Below are 14,943 nucleotides of genomic sequence, written 5' to 3'. Positions count from 1 at the left end.
CACGGGGTTTCGGCCCTAGGGTGCCGATGGTGGCGACTGCCTGGGCTTGCGACTGAAGGTTATCGAAACTTTTCGAAACTCAGTCCCGGTTATGTTGGGTTATGACTTGCCTGTTCGGCGTCGGTCATCGGATCATGGTGAGTCTTATGGATATGCCGGTAAATCGTAGCTTCGGACGGCTTAGCCGACTTCAGGCACCACTCGTGCTCGCCTACGCCGCATTCGTGTTCATCGGTGTGAGCCTTGGTGCCGGCGGGGTGCTGCTCCTCGCGCAGATGAACGACTACGGCGTGGACCGGGCCACGATCGGCATCACGTTCTTCACCGGCTCCGCCGGGTTCGTTCTCGCCAGCCTGAGCAACGGCCTGCTGATACACCGGCTGGGCGTCCGGATATCGCTGGCCGTCGGCGGCGGCGCGTACGTGCTGGCCAGCCTGTGCCTGGCCGCCCGTCCGCCGTTCGCGGCGTTCGTCGCCGTGCAACTGCTGACCGGGTATGGCACCGGGGTCCTCGAGTCGGTGCTCAACACCTACCTCGCGACGCTGCCCAACGCGACGACGCTGCTCAACCGCCTGCACGCGTTCTTCGGCGTGGGCGCGCTTATCGGGCCCGCCTTTGCCGCCTGGATGGCCGGCTTCGCCCCCTGGACCGTGGTCATGCTGGTGCTGGCGGTGGCCGGCGTCCCGCTGGTGACTGGCTTCCTCCTCGCCTACCCGCGCGCGCTGCCAGCAGAGCCGGGATCAAAGTCAGTTGAGCATGGAACGGTGGGTGGTGACGCACCCGGCTCAGCCAGGCACCTGTTCGCCGCGCTGCGCGACCCTGGCGTCCTGTGCGGCGCGGCGATGCTGCTCGTGTACGTCGGCCTGGAGCTCGGCGTGGGTAACTGGGGCTTCAGCTACCTGGTACAGGCCCGCGGCCTGAGTAGGACGCTCGCGGGGTACTCGGTCAGCGGTTTCTGGCTGGGGCTGACCGCCGGCCGGTTCCTGATAAGCCCGATCGCCAACCGGGTCGGCACGAGCACGGGCGGCATGATGTCCGCGTGCCTCGCCGGGATCACCGCCACCGCGACGCTCGGCTGGCTGTCACCGACCGCCACGGCCACCAGCGCGGCGCTGGTCGCCCTCGGCTTCTTCCTCGGACCGGTCTTCCCGACCACCATGGCGGTCGCACCGCAGTTGACCACGCCGGAACTAGCGCCAACCGCCATCGGCGTGCTGAACGCTGGATCCACCATTGGCGGTGCCGCACTGCCCTGGGTGGCCGGCGCGATCGCCCAGGCCACCGGGATCTGGACGCTGATGCCGTACACCGTCGCACTCGCCGTGGTCCAGATCGCCGTCTGGCGGCCGCTCGCCGCCCGGATCAGGGTCGCCCCCGCACTCAACTGGTAACGAGCCAGTTCCTATCCTCGCCTGACCCGAGACAGTCAACGCTCTATCCGAGCCAGCGCCGGGTCTGTCAAGTTGTTCTTACAGTCCCTCCTCGGCGAACGGCTCCGCCGGCTGTCACGGCGCCTCGGCGGCAGCAGGGCCCGGTGCGCCGTCGGACGCTCCGTCCTCGTCATCATCTGGCACCTGCTCGCCGATCCCGAGGCCCGCTACACCGACCTCGGCTCCGTCTGGCACGCCCGCAAGACCGACACCGACCGCAGGACCCGCAGCCTCCTGAACCAGCTCCGCGCCCTCCACCCAGACAGCGACATCACCATTGCCCCCGCCGCCTGAACCGAGAAACCCGGTGACCAGGCCCGCGACCCGCACCGCCACGGGCCCTTACACCATGCCCGTATTTGGTTGATGGGGTCTGTCAAGTTAACGGTGTAACTTATGTCCTGTTTACTTACTTTCGTCCTGCGCTGAGGCGGCCGTCGAAGACATCCGATGCCCTTTAGCTGTCAAGTAGCTGGTGGAAATTCATGTTGTCAGGCGGCTGCGGGGATGGTTCTGGTGGGGAATGCGGTGGCCTCGTCGTAGTGCTGGCCGGTGGTCAGGCAGTGGTGGAGGCAGCCGAGGAGCCGGCTGAAGAGGTTGCGCTGGGCGGCGGCGTGGCGGTCTCCGGCGTCGCGGCGTCGGTCGTAGTGGTCGCGGGCGCCGGGTGATGCGGTGATGGCGGAGAATGCCCAGATGTAGCCGGCGGCTGCGAGCCGGTTGTTCTTGACCCTGCGGTGGGTGACGGATCTGCTCTTGCCGCTGGCGCGGGTGACGGGCGCGGCGCCGGCGTAGGCCTTGAGTCCTTTGGCATCCTGGAAGCGGGACCGGTCGTCTCCGATCTCGGCGAGTACCCGGGCGCCGGTGAGCGCGCCGATGCCTGGGAAGCTGGTGATGATGCCGGCGTCCGGGTGCTGGTTAAAAGACTCGACGGCAGCCTGCTCGAGGTCATCGGCGGACTGGCAGGCAGCGTCGAGCTGGCGCAGCAGCGCGAGCGTCTGGCGGCCCATGGCCTGCTCGACGAGGGGGAGCTGGCGCATCTGCTCCTGGCGGAAGGCGTCGCGCAGCCGCTGGGCCTCGGCGTCGATGCCGCGGCTGCGGCCGGCTTTCCGCAGCAGGGCACGCAGCTGGGCGAGGGTCAGTTTCGCTGCGTCTGCCGGGGTGGCGGCGGCGGCGAGGACGGCGCGGGCCTCGGGGCGCATGATGCCGCCCTTGGCGGCGGCGAAGGCCGCGAGGAAGCCGGGGAAGTACTCGCGCAGGTGGGAGCGGAGCTTGTTGTGGGCGGCGACGCGGTCCCAGACGGCGTCCTGCTGGGCGCGGGCCAGCACGGCGACGGCCTGGGCGAGCTCGCTGTCGGCGGGCAGGGGCCGGTGCGCGTGCAGGTCGGTGCGCAGGACGTTCGCCAGCACGACCGCGTCGCCGTGGTCGGACTTGCGGCCCGCCATGGAGTGCCGGTCCCGGTAGCGGGCTGTCGCCATCGGGTTGACCGGGTAGACCTTGCGGCCGGCGGCGCGCAGGCAGGCGACCAGCAGGCCGCGCGGCGTCTCGATCGCGACCGGCACCGGGTCGCCGGCGCTGTCGCCTTTCTCCGCGAGCAGGTCCAGCAGCCGGGCCAGGCCGGCCGCGTCGTCGCTGACCCGCAGCCTGGCCACCAGCCCGCCGTCGCGGTCCACGAGGGCGATGTCGTGATGGTCCTCCGCCCAGTCGATTCCGCAGAATACGTCCAATCTGTCTCCTCCGTTCCGTTGGCAGCTCCTGTCCGAGCTGGCCAGGGCCGTGCAGGGCACGCGCGCTCCCTAATGGAAGGGCTCAAGGGCACCGCCATCCGATTGGCCGTTCGTGACCCCGGCTGCCCGCAGGCCCCGGTCCCGGCCAGGGCTCGGCGGCTCCCGGCACTGATAAGGGGTAGCTCCTGCGGATGGCTCAGGCCACGACCACCCATACCGCCACGACCAGCACATTCCCAGCACCCGGCCCGGCGTGTCGCCCGCCGGCCGGGGAAAAGCGCGGTCGCCGCCGGGACCCGGATCTTCGACAAGAGGTCCAGCCCCGGTGATGTCAGCGGGTCACCCGGCGCCGACCGCGCCAGCCCGGTCCTGCCAGCCTTGGTCGAGGCGTCACGCGCCAGGATCGCTATCGGCATCGACCGGGAGACGGACCCCGCAGCCTCGAACGAAGGCTCAAGCCTCAGGCAACAATGGCGGTGGCCCGGCACGAGCGGTCCCACGATCTTGTCAGAGGACTCGAGCCCCCGGGGTACCAGCAGTGGTGACCAGCTCATGTGCCCATTAGGTGATGTCGAAGGCGTTCAGGGCGCCCTTCCACCGGTTGGACCACCGCTGGCGGCCCCTGCCCGTGGGATCGAGGCTCATGAGCGCGAGGTAGAGGCACTTGAGGGCGGCCTGCTCGGTCGGGAAGTGGCCGCGGGCCTTGACCGCCCGCCGCAGCCTCGCGTTGATCGACTCGATCGCGTTCGTGGTGCAGATGATGGTGCGGATCTCGTTGTCGAACTGCAGGAACGGGACGAACTCGGCCCAGGCGTTCTCCCAGAGCCGGATGATGGCCGGATAGCGTTTCTCCCATTTGGCGGAGAATTCCGTGAGCGCGTCCAGCGCGGCGGCCTCGGAGACAGCGGTGTAAACCGGCTTGATGTCTTTGGCGACCTGCGCCCAGTCCCTTTTCGACGCGTACTTGAACGAGTTGCGCAGGAGATGGACGATGCATGCCTGGACCACGGTCTTGTCCCAGACGGCATTCACCGCGTCGGGCAGCCCTTTCAGCCCGTCGCAGACCAGCATGAGCACATCGCGGGTGCCGCGGTTCTTGATCTCGCTCAGGACGCGGAGCCAGAACTTGGCGCCTTCCCCGTCGCCGTGCTCCCCGGCCCACAGGCCCAGGATGTCCCGCTCCCCGTCTGCGGTGACGCCCAGCGCCAGGTAAACCGGCCGGTTGGCGACCTGGCCCTCGCGGATCTTCACCATGATCGCGTCGACGAACACGACAGCGTAAACCGGGTCCAGCGGCCGGTTCTGCCATTCCGCCATCGAGTCCATCACCCGGTCGGTAATCGCGGTGATCGTCTGCTTGGAGACCTCCGCACCGTAGATTTCCTGCAGGTGCGCGGAAATCTCCCCGTGTGTCAGCCCCTTCGCGGACAGCGAGATGACCATATCCTCGACCCCGGTCAGCCGCCGCTGCCTTTTCGCGACGATCCTCGGCTCGAAACTCGAATCCCGGTCCCGCGGCACGGAAATCTCCACCGGCCCCGCCTCGGTGATCACCGTTTTAGCCCGGTGCCCGTTCCGGGAATTACCGCCGTCACGGCCGGCCGGGTCGTGCCTGGCATAGCCGAGATGGTCATCCAGCTCGCCCTCCAGCGCGCCCTCAACGACCATCTTGGTCAGCTTCCCGAGCAGCCCGCCCTCGCCGGTCAGCTTCAGCCCGCCAGCGCGGGCACGCTCGGTGAGCTCCCGCAGCAACTGCTCATCCGCCGCTGACAGCGCCGGCTCTTCAGTCCCGTTCGTCATCTGGTGTCTCCTCCGTCTCGGAAGTTACACCGTTGTTCTTACAGTCCCGTTGATGATTCTCACGGTCAGAGTCCGCTGGTGTGACGTGCGAGGCGGCGGACGCGTGGCGGCCGGCACGCCGCCCGGAGAACACGCAGTCGGCAATCGACAGTCCGCTGACGTACGAGCGGGAGCACAGGCCCACGGCGCTGCGGCCCGCCGCGTACAGTCCGGGCACTGCCGTCCCGTCCGCGCGCAGCACCTGGCCGGTCGCGTGGTCGACGACCAGGCCGCCGAGGGTAAGCACCGGGGCCGGGTTAAGCAGACGGGGCCGGATCGAGTAGTCGATCAGCGAGTATGGCGGCTGATCCTGCGAGACGACCAGGTCGGCCGGCTTGCCCGCCGACTCGGCTGACTCGCCACCCGGACTAGCGGCGTCAGTGTTGTACGCGGCCACCGTCGCCGCCAGGCCGTCGGGGTCGACGCCTGCCCTGGCCGCGACGCCGGTCACCGTGTCCGCGGTCACCCGCCCGAAGGTCAGCAGGTACCGCGCCTGCAGTCGCTGGAACCAGAGAGTTGAGCCGCGTAGCTGCCGCCGGGCGGCGGTGATCGTGGCACGGTCGGCGAACAGCCACGCCCGCCCGCCGCGACGGACGATCTCGTCGCCGATCGCCGCGCCGTACCTGGACTCGTCGCAGATTCGCTGGCCGTCGGTATCGACCAGGATGCCGCGCAGCAGTGCGGGCGGCGGGCTGAGGAAACGCCACACCGACACGCGGTCAAGCAGCGCCGCCACTCCCCCGGCCCCGGTGCCGAGCAGCAGGCCGCTGCCGTCGTCGCCCGGCGTCGCCAGCGGCAGCCCGCCGCGCGCGGACGACGCGTGCGCGCGCAGCAGTTCCCTGTTGGCACCGAAGCCGCCCGCCGCGATCACCACGCCGCGGACCGCCCCGACCAGCAGGGCCCGGCCGTACCGGCGCTCCAGCCACGTCACCGGTTTGTGCATGAGTCGGCCGGCCTTCGGGACGTATAGGTAGGGCTTGCGGGCCACACGGTGCAGCAAGCGGTGTGCCGTGCGCGTCCACCAGGGCGCGCCGCGCAGCGTACGGCACGCCACACCCGTCACCTGTCCGCCATCCGTGACCAGGCGGACGGCCGCACTCTGCCCCACCACCTGGACCCCCGCACGCCGGGTGGCGGCGGCGAGCCGGGCGAACAGCAGCCTGCCGGACGTGCCGCGGCCCCGGGTCCGGTGGCCGCGGGGCGCCGGGGGCGCGAGGTCGCGGGCGGACATCTCGCTGCCCGAGTAATACAGGTAGTGGCGGTTGGTCGGGTAGGACGTCTTGTCCGGGCAGAGGCTCCCCTCGAACGGCACGCCGTGGCTCTCCAACCAGCCGAGCATGCTCACGCTGTCGTCGCAGAATCGGCGGAGTGTCTCGGGCGGCACCACGTCACCCACCTCGGTGCGCAGATAGCCGAACATCGCCGCCGCGTTATCGGTTACGCCGGCCGCGCGCTGCTGCGGGGTGCCCCCGCCGGCGTACACGACTCCGCCCGACAGCGCGGTGGCCCCGCCGCCGGTGAACCGGTCGAGCACCACCACCGAGCGGCCCGCCGCGGCCGCCTCGAGTGCGGCGCACGCGCCGGCCGCGCCGAACCCGACCACGACGATGTCCGCCTCGATATCCCAGTGCACCGGCAGCCCCTTCCGTTCCGTGCAGAACTGCAACGTGTTCTAATATTGACGCAGGAGGCGGCATGGGAACAGGGCTGACGGAAAACGGGCGGGCGGACGCCGAAGCTGACCGCACAGAATCCGACAGCACCGAATCCGCCAGTGCCGAGCTGGACACTGTCGAATTCGACATCGTGGTGGCGGGCAGCGGGGCAGCGGGCATGACGGCCGCCCTGACGGCGGCACACCGGGGTGCGACGGTCGTCGTGCTGGAGAAGACCGGTGCGTTCGGCGGCTCCACCGCCCGTTCCGGCGGCGGGATATGGGCACCGGGCAACACCGTGCTACAGCGCGCTGGTGTCGCCGACACCCCCGAACTCGCGCGTTCGTACCTGGCGCGGGTGGCGGGGGAAGACGTCCCCGCGGAGCTGCGGGACGCGCTGCTCGAGCACGGCCCGGCGATGCTGGACTTCGTCCTGGCGGCTACGCCGCTGCGGCTGGCCTGGGTACCCGGCTACGCCGACTACTACCCCGAGGCGCCGGGCGGGCTCGCGTCTGGGCGCAGCATCGAGCCGGTGCCGTTCAACGGGTCCGTGCTCGGCCGCGAACTCACCCGGCTCAACCGGCCCTATCTGCCGGTCCCCAACGGCGTCGCGGTCACCCAGGCCGACTATCGCTGGCTGACTCTCGGTCCCCGGCATCCGCGCGCCGTCCTCGCCAGTATCCGGGTGGCGGGCCGGCTGGTCCGCAGCCGGCTGCTCGGGCAGCGGATGCTCAGCCTCGGGCAGGCGCTCGCCGCGGGGCTGCGGGCCGGACTGCTCGCCCGCGAGGTGCCGGTGTGGCTCGATTCCCCGCTGACCGACCTGGTGGTGACGGACGGCCGGGTCACTGGGGTCCGAGCCCTGCGGGACGGGAAGCCGGTGGAGATCAAGGCCCGGCGCGGAGTGCTGATCGCCACCGGCGGGTTCGAGCGCAACGAGCAGATGCGCCGGCAGTATCAGCAGGCGCCGATCGGCAGCGACTGGACGACTGGCGCTACCGGTAATACCGGAGACGGCATCGTGGCCGGCCAGCGGCTCGGCGCCGCGACGGGCCTGCTTGACGATGCCTGGTGGGGCCCGTCGATCCCGCTGCCCCGCGGGCCGTACTTCTGCCTGGCCGAGCGGAACCTGCCCGGCTGCGTCATGGTCAACGGCGCGGGGCGGCGATTCGTCAACGAGTCGGCGCCGTATGTCGATGCGGTGCACGCCATGTATGCGGGGAACGCGGCGGACAACCCGCACATCCCCGCCTGGCTGGTGTTCGACCAGCGCTACCGCGACCGGTACGTGTTCGCGGGCCTGCCGCCCGGCCGGCCGCTCCCCCGCCGCTGGTACGCCGCGGGCGCGGTCTTCCGCGCGCCGGACCTGGGCAAGCTCGCGGCCGCCATCGGCGTCGACCCGGACGGCCTGGCCCAGACGGTCGCCAGGTTCAACGAGTTCGCCCTGGCCGGCCGCGACGACGAGTTCAACCGCGGCGAGTCGGCATATGACCGCTACTACGGCGACCCGCGCGTCCGGCCCAACCCGAACCTGGCGCCGCTGGCCCGCGCGCCGTTCTACGCCGCCAAGATCGTGCCAGGCGACCTCGGCACCAAGGGCGGCCTGCGCACCGACGGCCGCGGCCGGGTGCTGCGGCCCGACGGCGGCCCGATCCCCGGCCTGTACGCGGCGGGCAACGCGAGCGCCTCGGTCATGGGGCACAGCTACGCGGGCGCCGGGGCGACGATCGGTCCGGCGATGACGTTCGGCTACCTCGCCGCCCTCGACCTCACTCCGGACGCCAACGGCTTATTGGCCTTATCGGCGCCGGCGTGTGTATCTGCGATAGCGATGCCCCCTCTGTCATTGCAGAGGCACCGCCATCCCCGGAGTTTGACGCGGTCCTCACGGCGCCGGCAATCGCGCTGGCCGCCAACCGCCACCGGTACGGGAGGACACTCACATGGCTTATGCAGCAAGAGAGAACTCAGGAATCTCCGAGCGCCTCGTTGGGCCCGAGCCGCCCGAGGAATTCATTCGAGCCAGTCGCGCTCGCCTCGACGCACTCTTCCAGGCGAAGTTCGCCCAGCGGGAAAGGCTGCGAACTGAGCAGAGCCGGCTGAGCGAGGCACCGGCAGCCCTGCTCAGAAACCTGGCGAAGGACGACGCAGCCACCCAGAACGCGGTCAAGGAGGCTCGCGCGCGGTCAAAGAAGCTGGCCGAGCACGCGCTTGCGGCGCCGCACCGGGCGAAGGTCAAGTCCCGCGCGCACATCGGTTCCATCGACATCACGTTCGTCCCGCCGTACACCTGGCCCTGGGAGTGGAGCGCCATGACCGGAAGCGCGACCGCTGATGTCAGCGCCGACAACAAGAACGGCACGATGAGCTTCGACTCCTGGACCGGGGACAACGGCAAGACGGCGTCCTGCGCCGTCGCCGTGGGTTCCTACTTCCAGCCGGTCGCCGACGTCGGGATCATGGACGTGGCCGCCGCTCCGGCGTTCAACTACGTCTGGGACTCCGACAACGTCTTCGACAACTCGCACACCCACGCGTTCCTCGGGCTTTACGTCGGCGAGTACACGCTCGGCGGCGAATTCGTCCGGGCCGCGGTTGACCAGCAGATCACCCTCTGGGACTCGGGCGGAGGATCGGACCAGGGCTCCAATTCCGGCTATCCGCTGTTCGCGAGCACGCCGGTGGACAGCGATCACTTCTACGAGATCTGGGTCTGGGCCGGCGGAGACGCCGAGGCGGACGGATGGTCGCTTTTCTGGGGCAGCGCCGCCCTCTCGGCGGCCAACCTGGCCGTCCCCTCGATCAGCATCGCCGCCTACTGACGCCGTAGCGGCACTGCGCGGCGCTTCCGGCCGCCCGACGTAGCCTCGTGTGCCGCAGGGCAGAATGATCTCTCCCTGCGGCACACAGGCACGCATCTATTGCCCTGACACCAAGGCGGGCTTGCGACTTAGCCTGAGATTCGTGACCGGATCTACGCGCTCGCACGGAAGCTGGCGCTCCGGGCGACTGACGCTCGGAGAGGGGTGGATGGATTGACGGACGACGCTCACCGGGTGAAGGTCCGGGTCTTGAAGCAAGATGGCTATTGGGTCGGCATGTCCGACGACCTGGCCGGCGGCTTGACCGGAGACACCCTCCCGGATCTCTTCGCCGAGATCGAATTCTTAAGCGCTCGGGTGCCGGACTTTCTGAGAATGCCCCGGTCTGCGTGGAGTACGTTGCCGGGCAGCCCGAGATCGTCCCGGAACTCGGCGCCGTTTACGCCGCCTACCTGGCGCTGCCCCCGAACCTGCGGCCGACCGCGGTGCCCTGGGACCTCGACAACGACCGGCCCGCTGACCCCGTTCACGCCGACCCGTACACCAACTCCGATCAACTCCGGTACCTCGAGCAGTTGCACGCCCACCTAGGGTCGCGCGGGTAGCGAGAGGATCAGGCCGCTGGTGGGGACGCCGGTGCCCGCTGTCACCAGGACAGGGCCGTCGCCGGGTACCTGGTTGACGGAGGTGCCGCGGACCTGTCGCACGGCTTCGGCTATGCCGTTCATGCCGTGGATGTAGGCCTCACCCAGCTGGCCGCCGTGGGTGTTGAGCGGCAGGCGGCCGCCCATCTCGGTGGCGCCGTCGGCGATGAAGTCGCGGGCCTCGCCGCGCGGGCAGAAGCCGAGCTCTTCCAGCTGGATGAGCACGTACGGGGTGAAGTGGTCATACAGCATGGCGGTCCGCACGTCGGCCGGGGCGAGGCCGGACTGCCGCCACAGCTGCCTCGCGACCACGCCCATCTCGGGCAGCGCCGCGAGCTCATCGCGGTAGTAGCTGGTCATGATGTACTGTCCCGGCCCGCTGCCCTGCGCCGCGGCGGCAATCACCGCGGGCCGCTGCGGCAGGTCGCGGGCGCGGTCCAGGCTGGTGACGACGATGGCCACGGCGCCGTCGCTTTCCTGGCAGCAGTCGAGCAGGCGGAGCGGCTCGGCGATCCAGCGGGATTCCTGGTGTTCGGCGAGCGTGACCGGGCGCTGGTAGAACCACGCGTTCGGGTTGTTCGCGGCGTGCCTGCGGGCCGCGACCGCGATCCGGCCGAAGTCCTCACTGGCCGCGCCGTACTCATGCATGTAGCGGCGGGCGACCATCGCGACCGTCGCCGCGGGGGTGGCCAGTCCCATCGGATAGTGCCAGCCGTTGTCAAGACCGGCGGTGGTCGCGGCGCCCGCGAGGCCAGCCGCCACCTGGCCGAAGCGGCGGCCCGAGCGCTCGTTGAGCGCCCGGTAGCAGACCACGACGTCCGCCATCCCGGTGGCGACCGCCATCGCCGCGTGCTGCACGGTGGCGCAGGCCGCGCCGCCGCCGTACCCGATCTGGTCAAGGAAGCGCAGCTCACACAGGCCAAGCTCGCGGGCGACGGCGATCTCGGCATTGCCGTCCATGGTGAAGGTGACCAGGCCGTCGACGTCGGCGGCGGCCAGGCCGGCGTCGGCCAGGGCCGCGGTGATCGCCTCGACGGCCAGGCGAAGCTCGCTGCGCCCGGAGTCCTTGGAGAACTCGGTGGCGCCGATGCCGGCGATCGCCGTCCCGCCGGGCATCAACGGTCCCCCGCCGGCGCGAGGCGCACGGTCGCCGTCACGTGATCGCCGAGACCGCACCGGCCGGTAACCGAGATCACCCAGCCGTGCCCGTCGCCGGCCTCGTCGCCGTTGTCGCCAGCACCGTCGTCGGCGGTGGCCTCGGCGGTCAAGGTGGCGGTGGCCTCGCCGGTGAAGGTAAGCGTGTCGCCCGCGTGGCAGGGCACGCCAAGCCGGACGGAGATCGCGCGGAAGACCGCGTCCGGTCCCGCCCAGGCCGCGACGTAACGTTGCACAAGGCCGGTGGTGGTCAGGATATTGAGGAAGATGTCCTTCGCTCCCCCGGCGACGGCGCGGTCCCTGTCGTGGTGCACGTCCTGGAAGTCACGGGTGGCAAGCGCCGAGGCGACGACGAACGTGGGCGTGACGTCGACGAACAGCGGAGGCAGGACGGCCCCGCCGCTGTGCCCGGTGGAAACCGGCGGATCGTCCCGCGGGGGGTCGTCCCCCGGAGGCAGCACAGCCCGCCAGGCGGGCAGCGTCAGGTCGTCATCGACCGCGACGAACTCCGCGCGCACCGGCAGGCCGATCCGCACCTCACCCGGGGCGGCACCGAGCACTTCGCCGGTCATCCGGACGCCTTCCGTCAGCTGCACGAGCGCGATCACGACCGGCAGCTTCTTACCGGGCACCGGCGGATGGTGGTGCACGACGTAGCTGTACACCTCGCCCGTCCCGGCGGCGACGACGTAATCCGGGGGCTGCGAGGTCATGATGCCGCAGGACGGGCACATCGGTCCGGGCGGATGGCGCAGCGCACCGCAGCCGCCGCGGCCGCCGCAACGCTGGACGCGCAATTCCCCGGCCGCGGTGCCGGCCCAGAAGAACTCGGTGTCCGGCGAGGTCACCGGGCGGATGACCCCAGGGGAGGCGGAGGGGGTCGGCCTCCCCTGGGGCGTCTTGGGTGGCGAGGGCCTGAACTTGAGCACGCGGAAGTCCATCGTGGCCACCGGCTCGCCGTCCGAGGTCCACGTGCTCCTGGTGGTCACGAACCAGCCCTCGCCGAGTGCGGTGCGCTTGGGACCGGCGACATCCACCAGCCGTGCGGAGACGGCCAGCCGCTCGCCGAGCTTGACCGGCCGGAGGTAGACCTGATCGCAGTTGGTCGCGACGATTGACGGGTACCCGGCCTCGTCGAGCAGCGCGACCATCGCCGCGAGCGGGTCGTCGTCCGCGCGCGCCCCGTGCAGTCCCGGCATGGTCCAGACCTGGATCATCGCGGGCGGAGCGGTGTCCGGGCAATCAGGCCCGGCGCCGCAGCGGGCGCGGTCACCCGGGGTGGCGAAGGCTTCCAGCCAGTTGCGGATCATCGGCAGGTTGACTGGATCGCGGGCCAGTCGCGGCTCGCTGTCGCCGGCCGCGGCGATCCGGTCCGCGGCGGCGCAGATCGCCTCCGGGGTGATCGCCGCCGGGGTGTGGGGGGTCATCGCGGCACCCGCGGCAGGCCAAGGCCGGCCATCGCGATGAGCTCGCGCTGGACCTCGTTCACGCCGCCGCCGAACGTCAGCACGGTATTCCGTTTCAGCTGCACGTCCAGCCAGGTCAGCAGCGCCGCGGTCTCCGTTTCCGCCGCGTCGGCGTGCCGGCCCACCGCCTCCGCGAGCGACTGCCCGATCGCCTGCACCTGCTCGGAGGAGAACACCTTGGTGGCCGACGCGTCGGCGACGCTCAGCTCCGCTGTCGCCGCGACCTGCCAGTTGAGCAGTTCGTTGACCCGCGTGACCGCCGCGGCCCGCGCCAGCGCCCGCCGCATGTCGGGCCGGTCGAGCAGCGACCGCGGCGCGGCCCACTCGCGCACCCGGTCGGTCATCGCGGCGATCCGCCCGGCGGGCCCTAGCATCACCCGCTCGTGATTGAGCTGCGTGGTGATCAGCCGCCAGCCGTCGTTCTCCGCGCCGACCCGCATCGCGACAGGAACGCGCACGTGATCGTAGTAGGTCGCGTTGACGTGGTGCGCGCCGTCGTGCGTGATGATCGGCGTCCAGGAGAACCCCGGGTCGGCGGTGTCGACAATCAGGATGGTGATCCCCTTGTGCCGGGATCCCTCCGGGCCGGTCCGGCACGCGAGCCAGACGTAGTCGGCCGCGTGGGCGCCCGTCGTGAAGATCTTCTGGCCGTCGACCACGTAGTCCGTGCCGTCTCGCACCGCCCTGGTGCGCAACGCCGCCAGGTCGGTGCCCGCGTCCGGCTCGGTGTAGCCGATCGCGAAGTGGACCTCGCCCGCGAGGATCCGCGGCAGGAGCAACTCCTTCTGCCGGGCCGTGCCGTGTGCTTGCAGCACCGGGCCGACGGTCTGCAAGGTGACGGCGGGCAGCGGGACGTCGGCGCGGGCCGCCTCGTTCGCGAAGATCTGCTGTTCGACCTGGCCGAAGCCGCGACCGCCGTAGACGGTGGGCCAGCCCACCCCGAGCCATCCGTCGCGGCCCATCCGGCGGACCACGTCGCGGTAGACGGCGCCGTGCCGCTCGGTGAGCAGTTCCGCGCGCTCGGCGGGGGACAGCAGGCCAGCGAAATAGCCGCGCAGTTCGTCGCGCAGTTCGGCCTGCCGCTCCGTCAGTTCAATGAACATGCCTGCCGCTCCAGTTGGTACTCGGCCCCGCCGAGGAATCGCACCAGGTCGCTGACCAGTGCCGAGAAGCGGTGCAGCGGATAGGTCACGTCCATGCCCGTCCCGCCGTGCAGGTGATGACAGGTCCGCAACGACCGTGGCGCCTCTTCCGCGCACCAGTACCCGGCCACGCCAAGGTCGCCGGCCGCGTCCATGCCCGCGTCGAGCCGCCAGCACGCCGACACCGTGGCCAGGTGCAGGGTGCGCGACGCGACGTAGACGTCGGCGACCTGCTGGGCGACCGCCTGGAAGGTGGCGAGCGGCCGTCCGAACTGCTTCCTGCTAGCGACGTGGTCCCTGGTCAGCGCCAGCGCCGCGGACACCGCGCCGTCGGCCAGGCTGCACGCGCCCGCCACGGCCAGCCGGTAGAGGTCCGCCAGGCAGTCGGCGCCGCCGAGCACGCGCTCGACGGGGACCCGGTCGAGCCGCAGCGTGCACTCGGGACCACCGGAGGCGGACGGGGTGCGGATCATCCGCGCACCGTCAGCTGCCGGGTCAACGATGACGACGCCGGTCCCGCCGGACGCGAAGCTCACCGGGAGCAGGACGCGGCCGGCTTGCGCGCAGTAGGGGACGCCGACCTTGGTACCAGACACCGTGCTCGCTGGTCCCGGTCCCGGGGTGACCGTGACGGCCGGGACAAGGGGCATCGGGTCGGACGGCTCGCGAAGGCCCGCGGTGAGTATCAGCTCGCCCGCGGCCGTGGCCGGCAGCAGCGCCCGCCGCGCCTCGCCGTCACCCCAGCGGACGATGGGCAGCACGCCGGTCATCAGCGTGGCAAGCGCGGGCACCGGCGCGGCCCGGCGGCCGATCTCGGCGAGCAGGACGGCGGTGTCAAGCACGCCGAGTCCGTCGCCGCCAAGCTCGGGGGGCAGCGACAGGGCTAGCAGGCCCGCCCGGGCCAGTTCCTTCCACGGGTCGGCCTTTCCGTCGCTTTTCCCCGGGGGGGTTTGGGGAGGTCGCCCCCCCGGGGAGGCGCAGTCGAGCAGGCGGCCGGCGAGGCGCGCGATCTCCTGCTGGCTCTCCGTCAGGCTGAAGTCCACCGGCACCGCCTCTCTGCTTCCATAGA

Annotated in this window: 11 protein-coding genes; 4 read left to right on the top strand and 7 right to left on the bottom strand. The window is 70.8% G+C overall.

Annotated elements, in window-relative coordinates; translation table 11 throughout:
* The first annotated feature begins 203 nt into the window (after positions 1-203).
* Positions 204-1,391: an MFS transporter gene (locus tag EAS64_RS38420; protein WP_222849912.1), complete on the top strand. Its 1,188-nt coding sequence runs from the start codon at positions 204-206 to the stop codon at positions 1,389-1,391.
* 72 nt (positions 1,392-1,463) lie between these two features.
* On the top strand, positions 1,464-1,724 hold the full coding sequence (locus EAS64_RS38415; protein WP_145861345.1) for a hypothetical protein: 261 nt from the start codon (positions 1,464-1,466) through the stop codon (positions 1,722-1,724).
* Positions 1,725-1,921: 197 nt separating this feature from the next.
* Here EAS64_RS38415 and EAS64_RS38410 read toward each other — a convergent pair whose 3' ends face one another.
* The 3 genes from EAS64_RS38410 to EAS64_RS38400 form a co-directional block, all read right to left on the bottom strand.
* Positions 1,922-3,154, bottom strand: coding sequence for an IS110 family RNA-guided transposase (locus tag EAS64_RS38410; RefSeq protein WP_145858696.1), 1,233 nt, complete (start codon positions 3,152-3,154; stop codon positions 1,922-1,924).
* Between the two features lie 561 nt (positions 3,155-3,715).
* Positions 3,716-4,954, bottom strand: a complete 1,239-nt coding sequence (locus EAS64_RS38405; RefSeq protein WP_145861343.1) for an IS256 family transposase — start codon at positions 4,952-4,954, stop codon at positions 3,716-3,718.
* On the bottom strand, positions 4,938-6,659 hold the full coding sequence (locus tag EAS64_RS38400; RefSeq protein ID WP_222849911.1) for an FAD-binding protein: 1,722 nt from the start codon (positions 6,657-6,659) through the stop codon (positions 4,938-4,940). The genes EAS64_RS38405 and EAS64_RS38400 overlap by 17 nt, the downstream gene beginning before the upstream one ends.
* Before the next feature lie 29 nt (positions 6,660-6,688).
* Here EAS64_RS38400 and kstD point away from each other — a divergent pair, with 29 nt between their 5' ends.
* Positions 6,689-8,734, top strand: a complete 2,046-nt coding sequence (gene kstD, locus EAS64_RS38395; protein ID WP_145861342.1) for a 3-oxosteroid 1-dehydrogenase — start codon at positions 6,689-6,691, stop codon at positions 8,732-8,734.
* Positions 8,735-9,856: 1,122 nt separating this feature from the next.
* Positions 9,857-10,072 carry a hypothetical protein gene (locus EAS64_RS38390; RefSeq protein WP_145861341.1) on the top strand — a complete coding sequence of 72 codons (216 nt, stop codon included), beginning with the start codon at positions 9,857-9,859 and terminating at the stop codon, positions 10,070-10,072.
* On the opposite strand, the gene EAS64_RS38385 is transcribed toward EAS64_RS38390, so the two are convergent.
* From EAS64_RS38385 to EAS64_RS38370, 4 genes are read right to left on the bottom strand one after another with little or no spacing between them, the layout of a single operon-like run.
* Entirely contained in the window at positions 10,055-11,227 is a 1,173-nt protein-coding gene (locus tag EAS64_RS38385; RefSeq protein ID WP_145861339.1) for a lipid-transfer protein, read from the bottom strand. The genes EAS64_RS38390 and EAS64_RS38385 overlap by 18 nt on opposite strands.
* Positions 11,227-12,693, bottom strand: coding sequence for an OB-fold domain-containing protein (locus EAS64_RS47000; RefSeq protein WP_281283382.1), 1,467 nt, complete (start codon positions 12,691-12,693; stop codon positions 11,227-11,229). The genes EAS64_RS38385 and EAS64_RS47000 overlap by 1 nt, the downstream gene beginning before the upstream one ends.
* Complete coding sequence (locus tag EAS64_RS38375; RefSeq protein WP_145861337.1) at positions 12,690-13,835, bottom strand: acyl-CoA dehydrogenase family protein; 1,146 nt, start codon at positions 13,833-13,835, stop codon at positions 12,690-12,692. Before EAS64_RS38375 ends, EAS64_RS47000 begins: the two co-directional genes overlap by 4 nt.
* Positions 13,820-14,917, bottom strand: coding sequence for an acyl-CoA dehydrogenase family protein (locus tag EAS64_RS38370; RefSeq protein WP_145861335.1), 1,098 nt, complete (start codon positions 14,915-14,917; stop codon positions 13,820-13,822). The genes EAS64_RS38375 and EAS64_RS38370 overlap by 16 nt, the downstream gene beginning before the upstream one ends.
* Positions 14,918-14,943: the final 26 nt, after the last annotated feature.

Source organism: Trebonia kvetii, from assembly GCF_007827045.1.
GTDB classification, from domain to species: domain Bacteria; phylum Actinomycetota; class Actinomycetes; order Streptosporangiales; family Streptosporangiaceae; genus Trebonia; species Trebonia kvetii.
The sequence above is the reverse complement of the archived record's forward strand: the minus strand, read 5'-3'. Positions and strand labels throughout refer to the sequence as shown.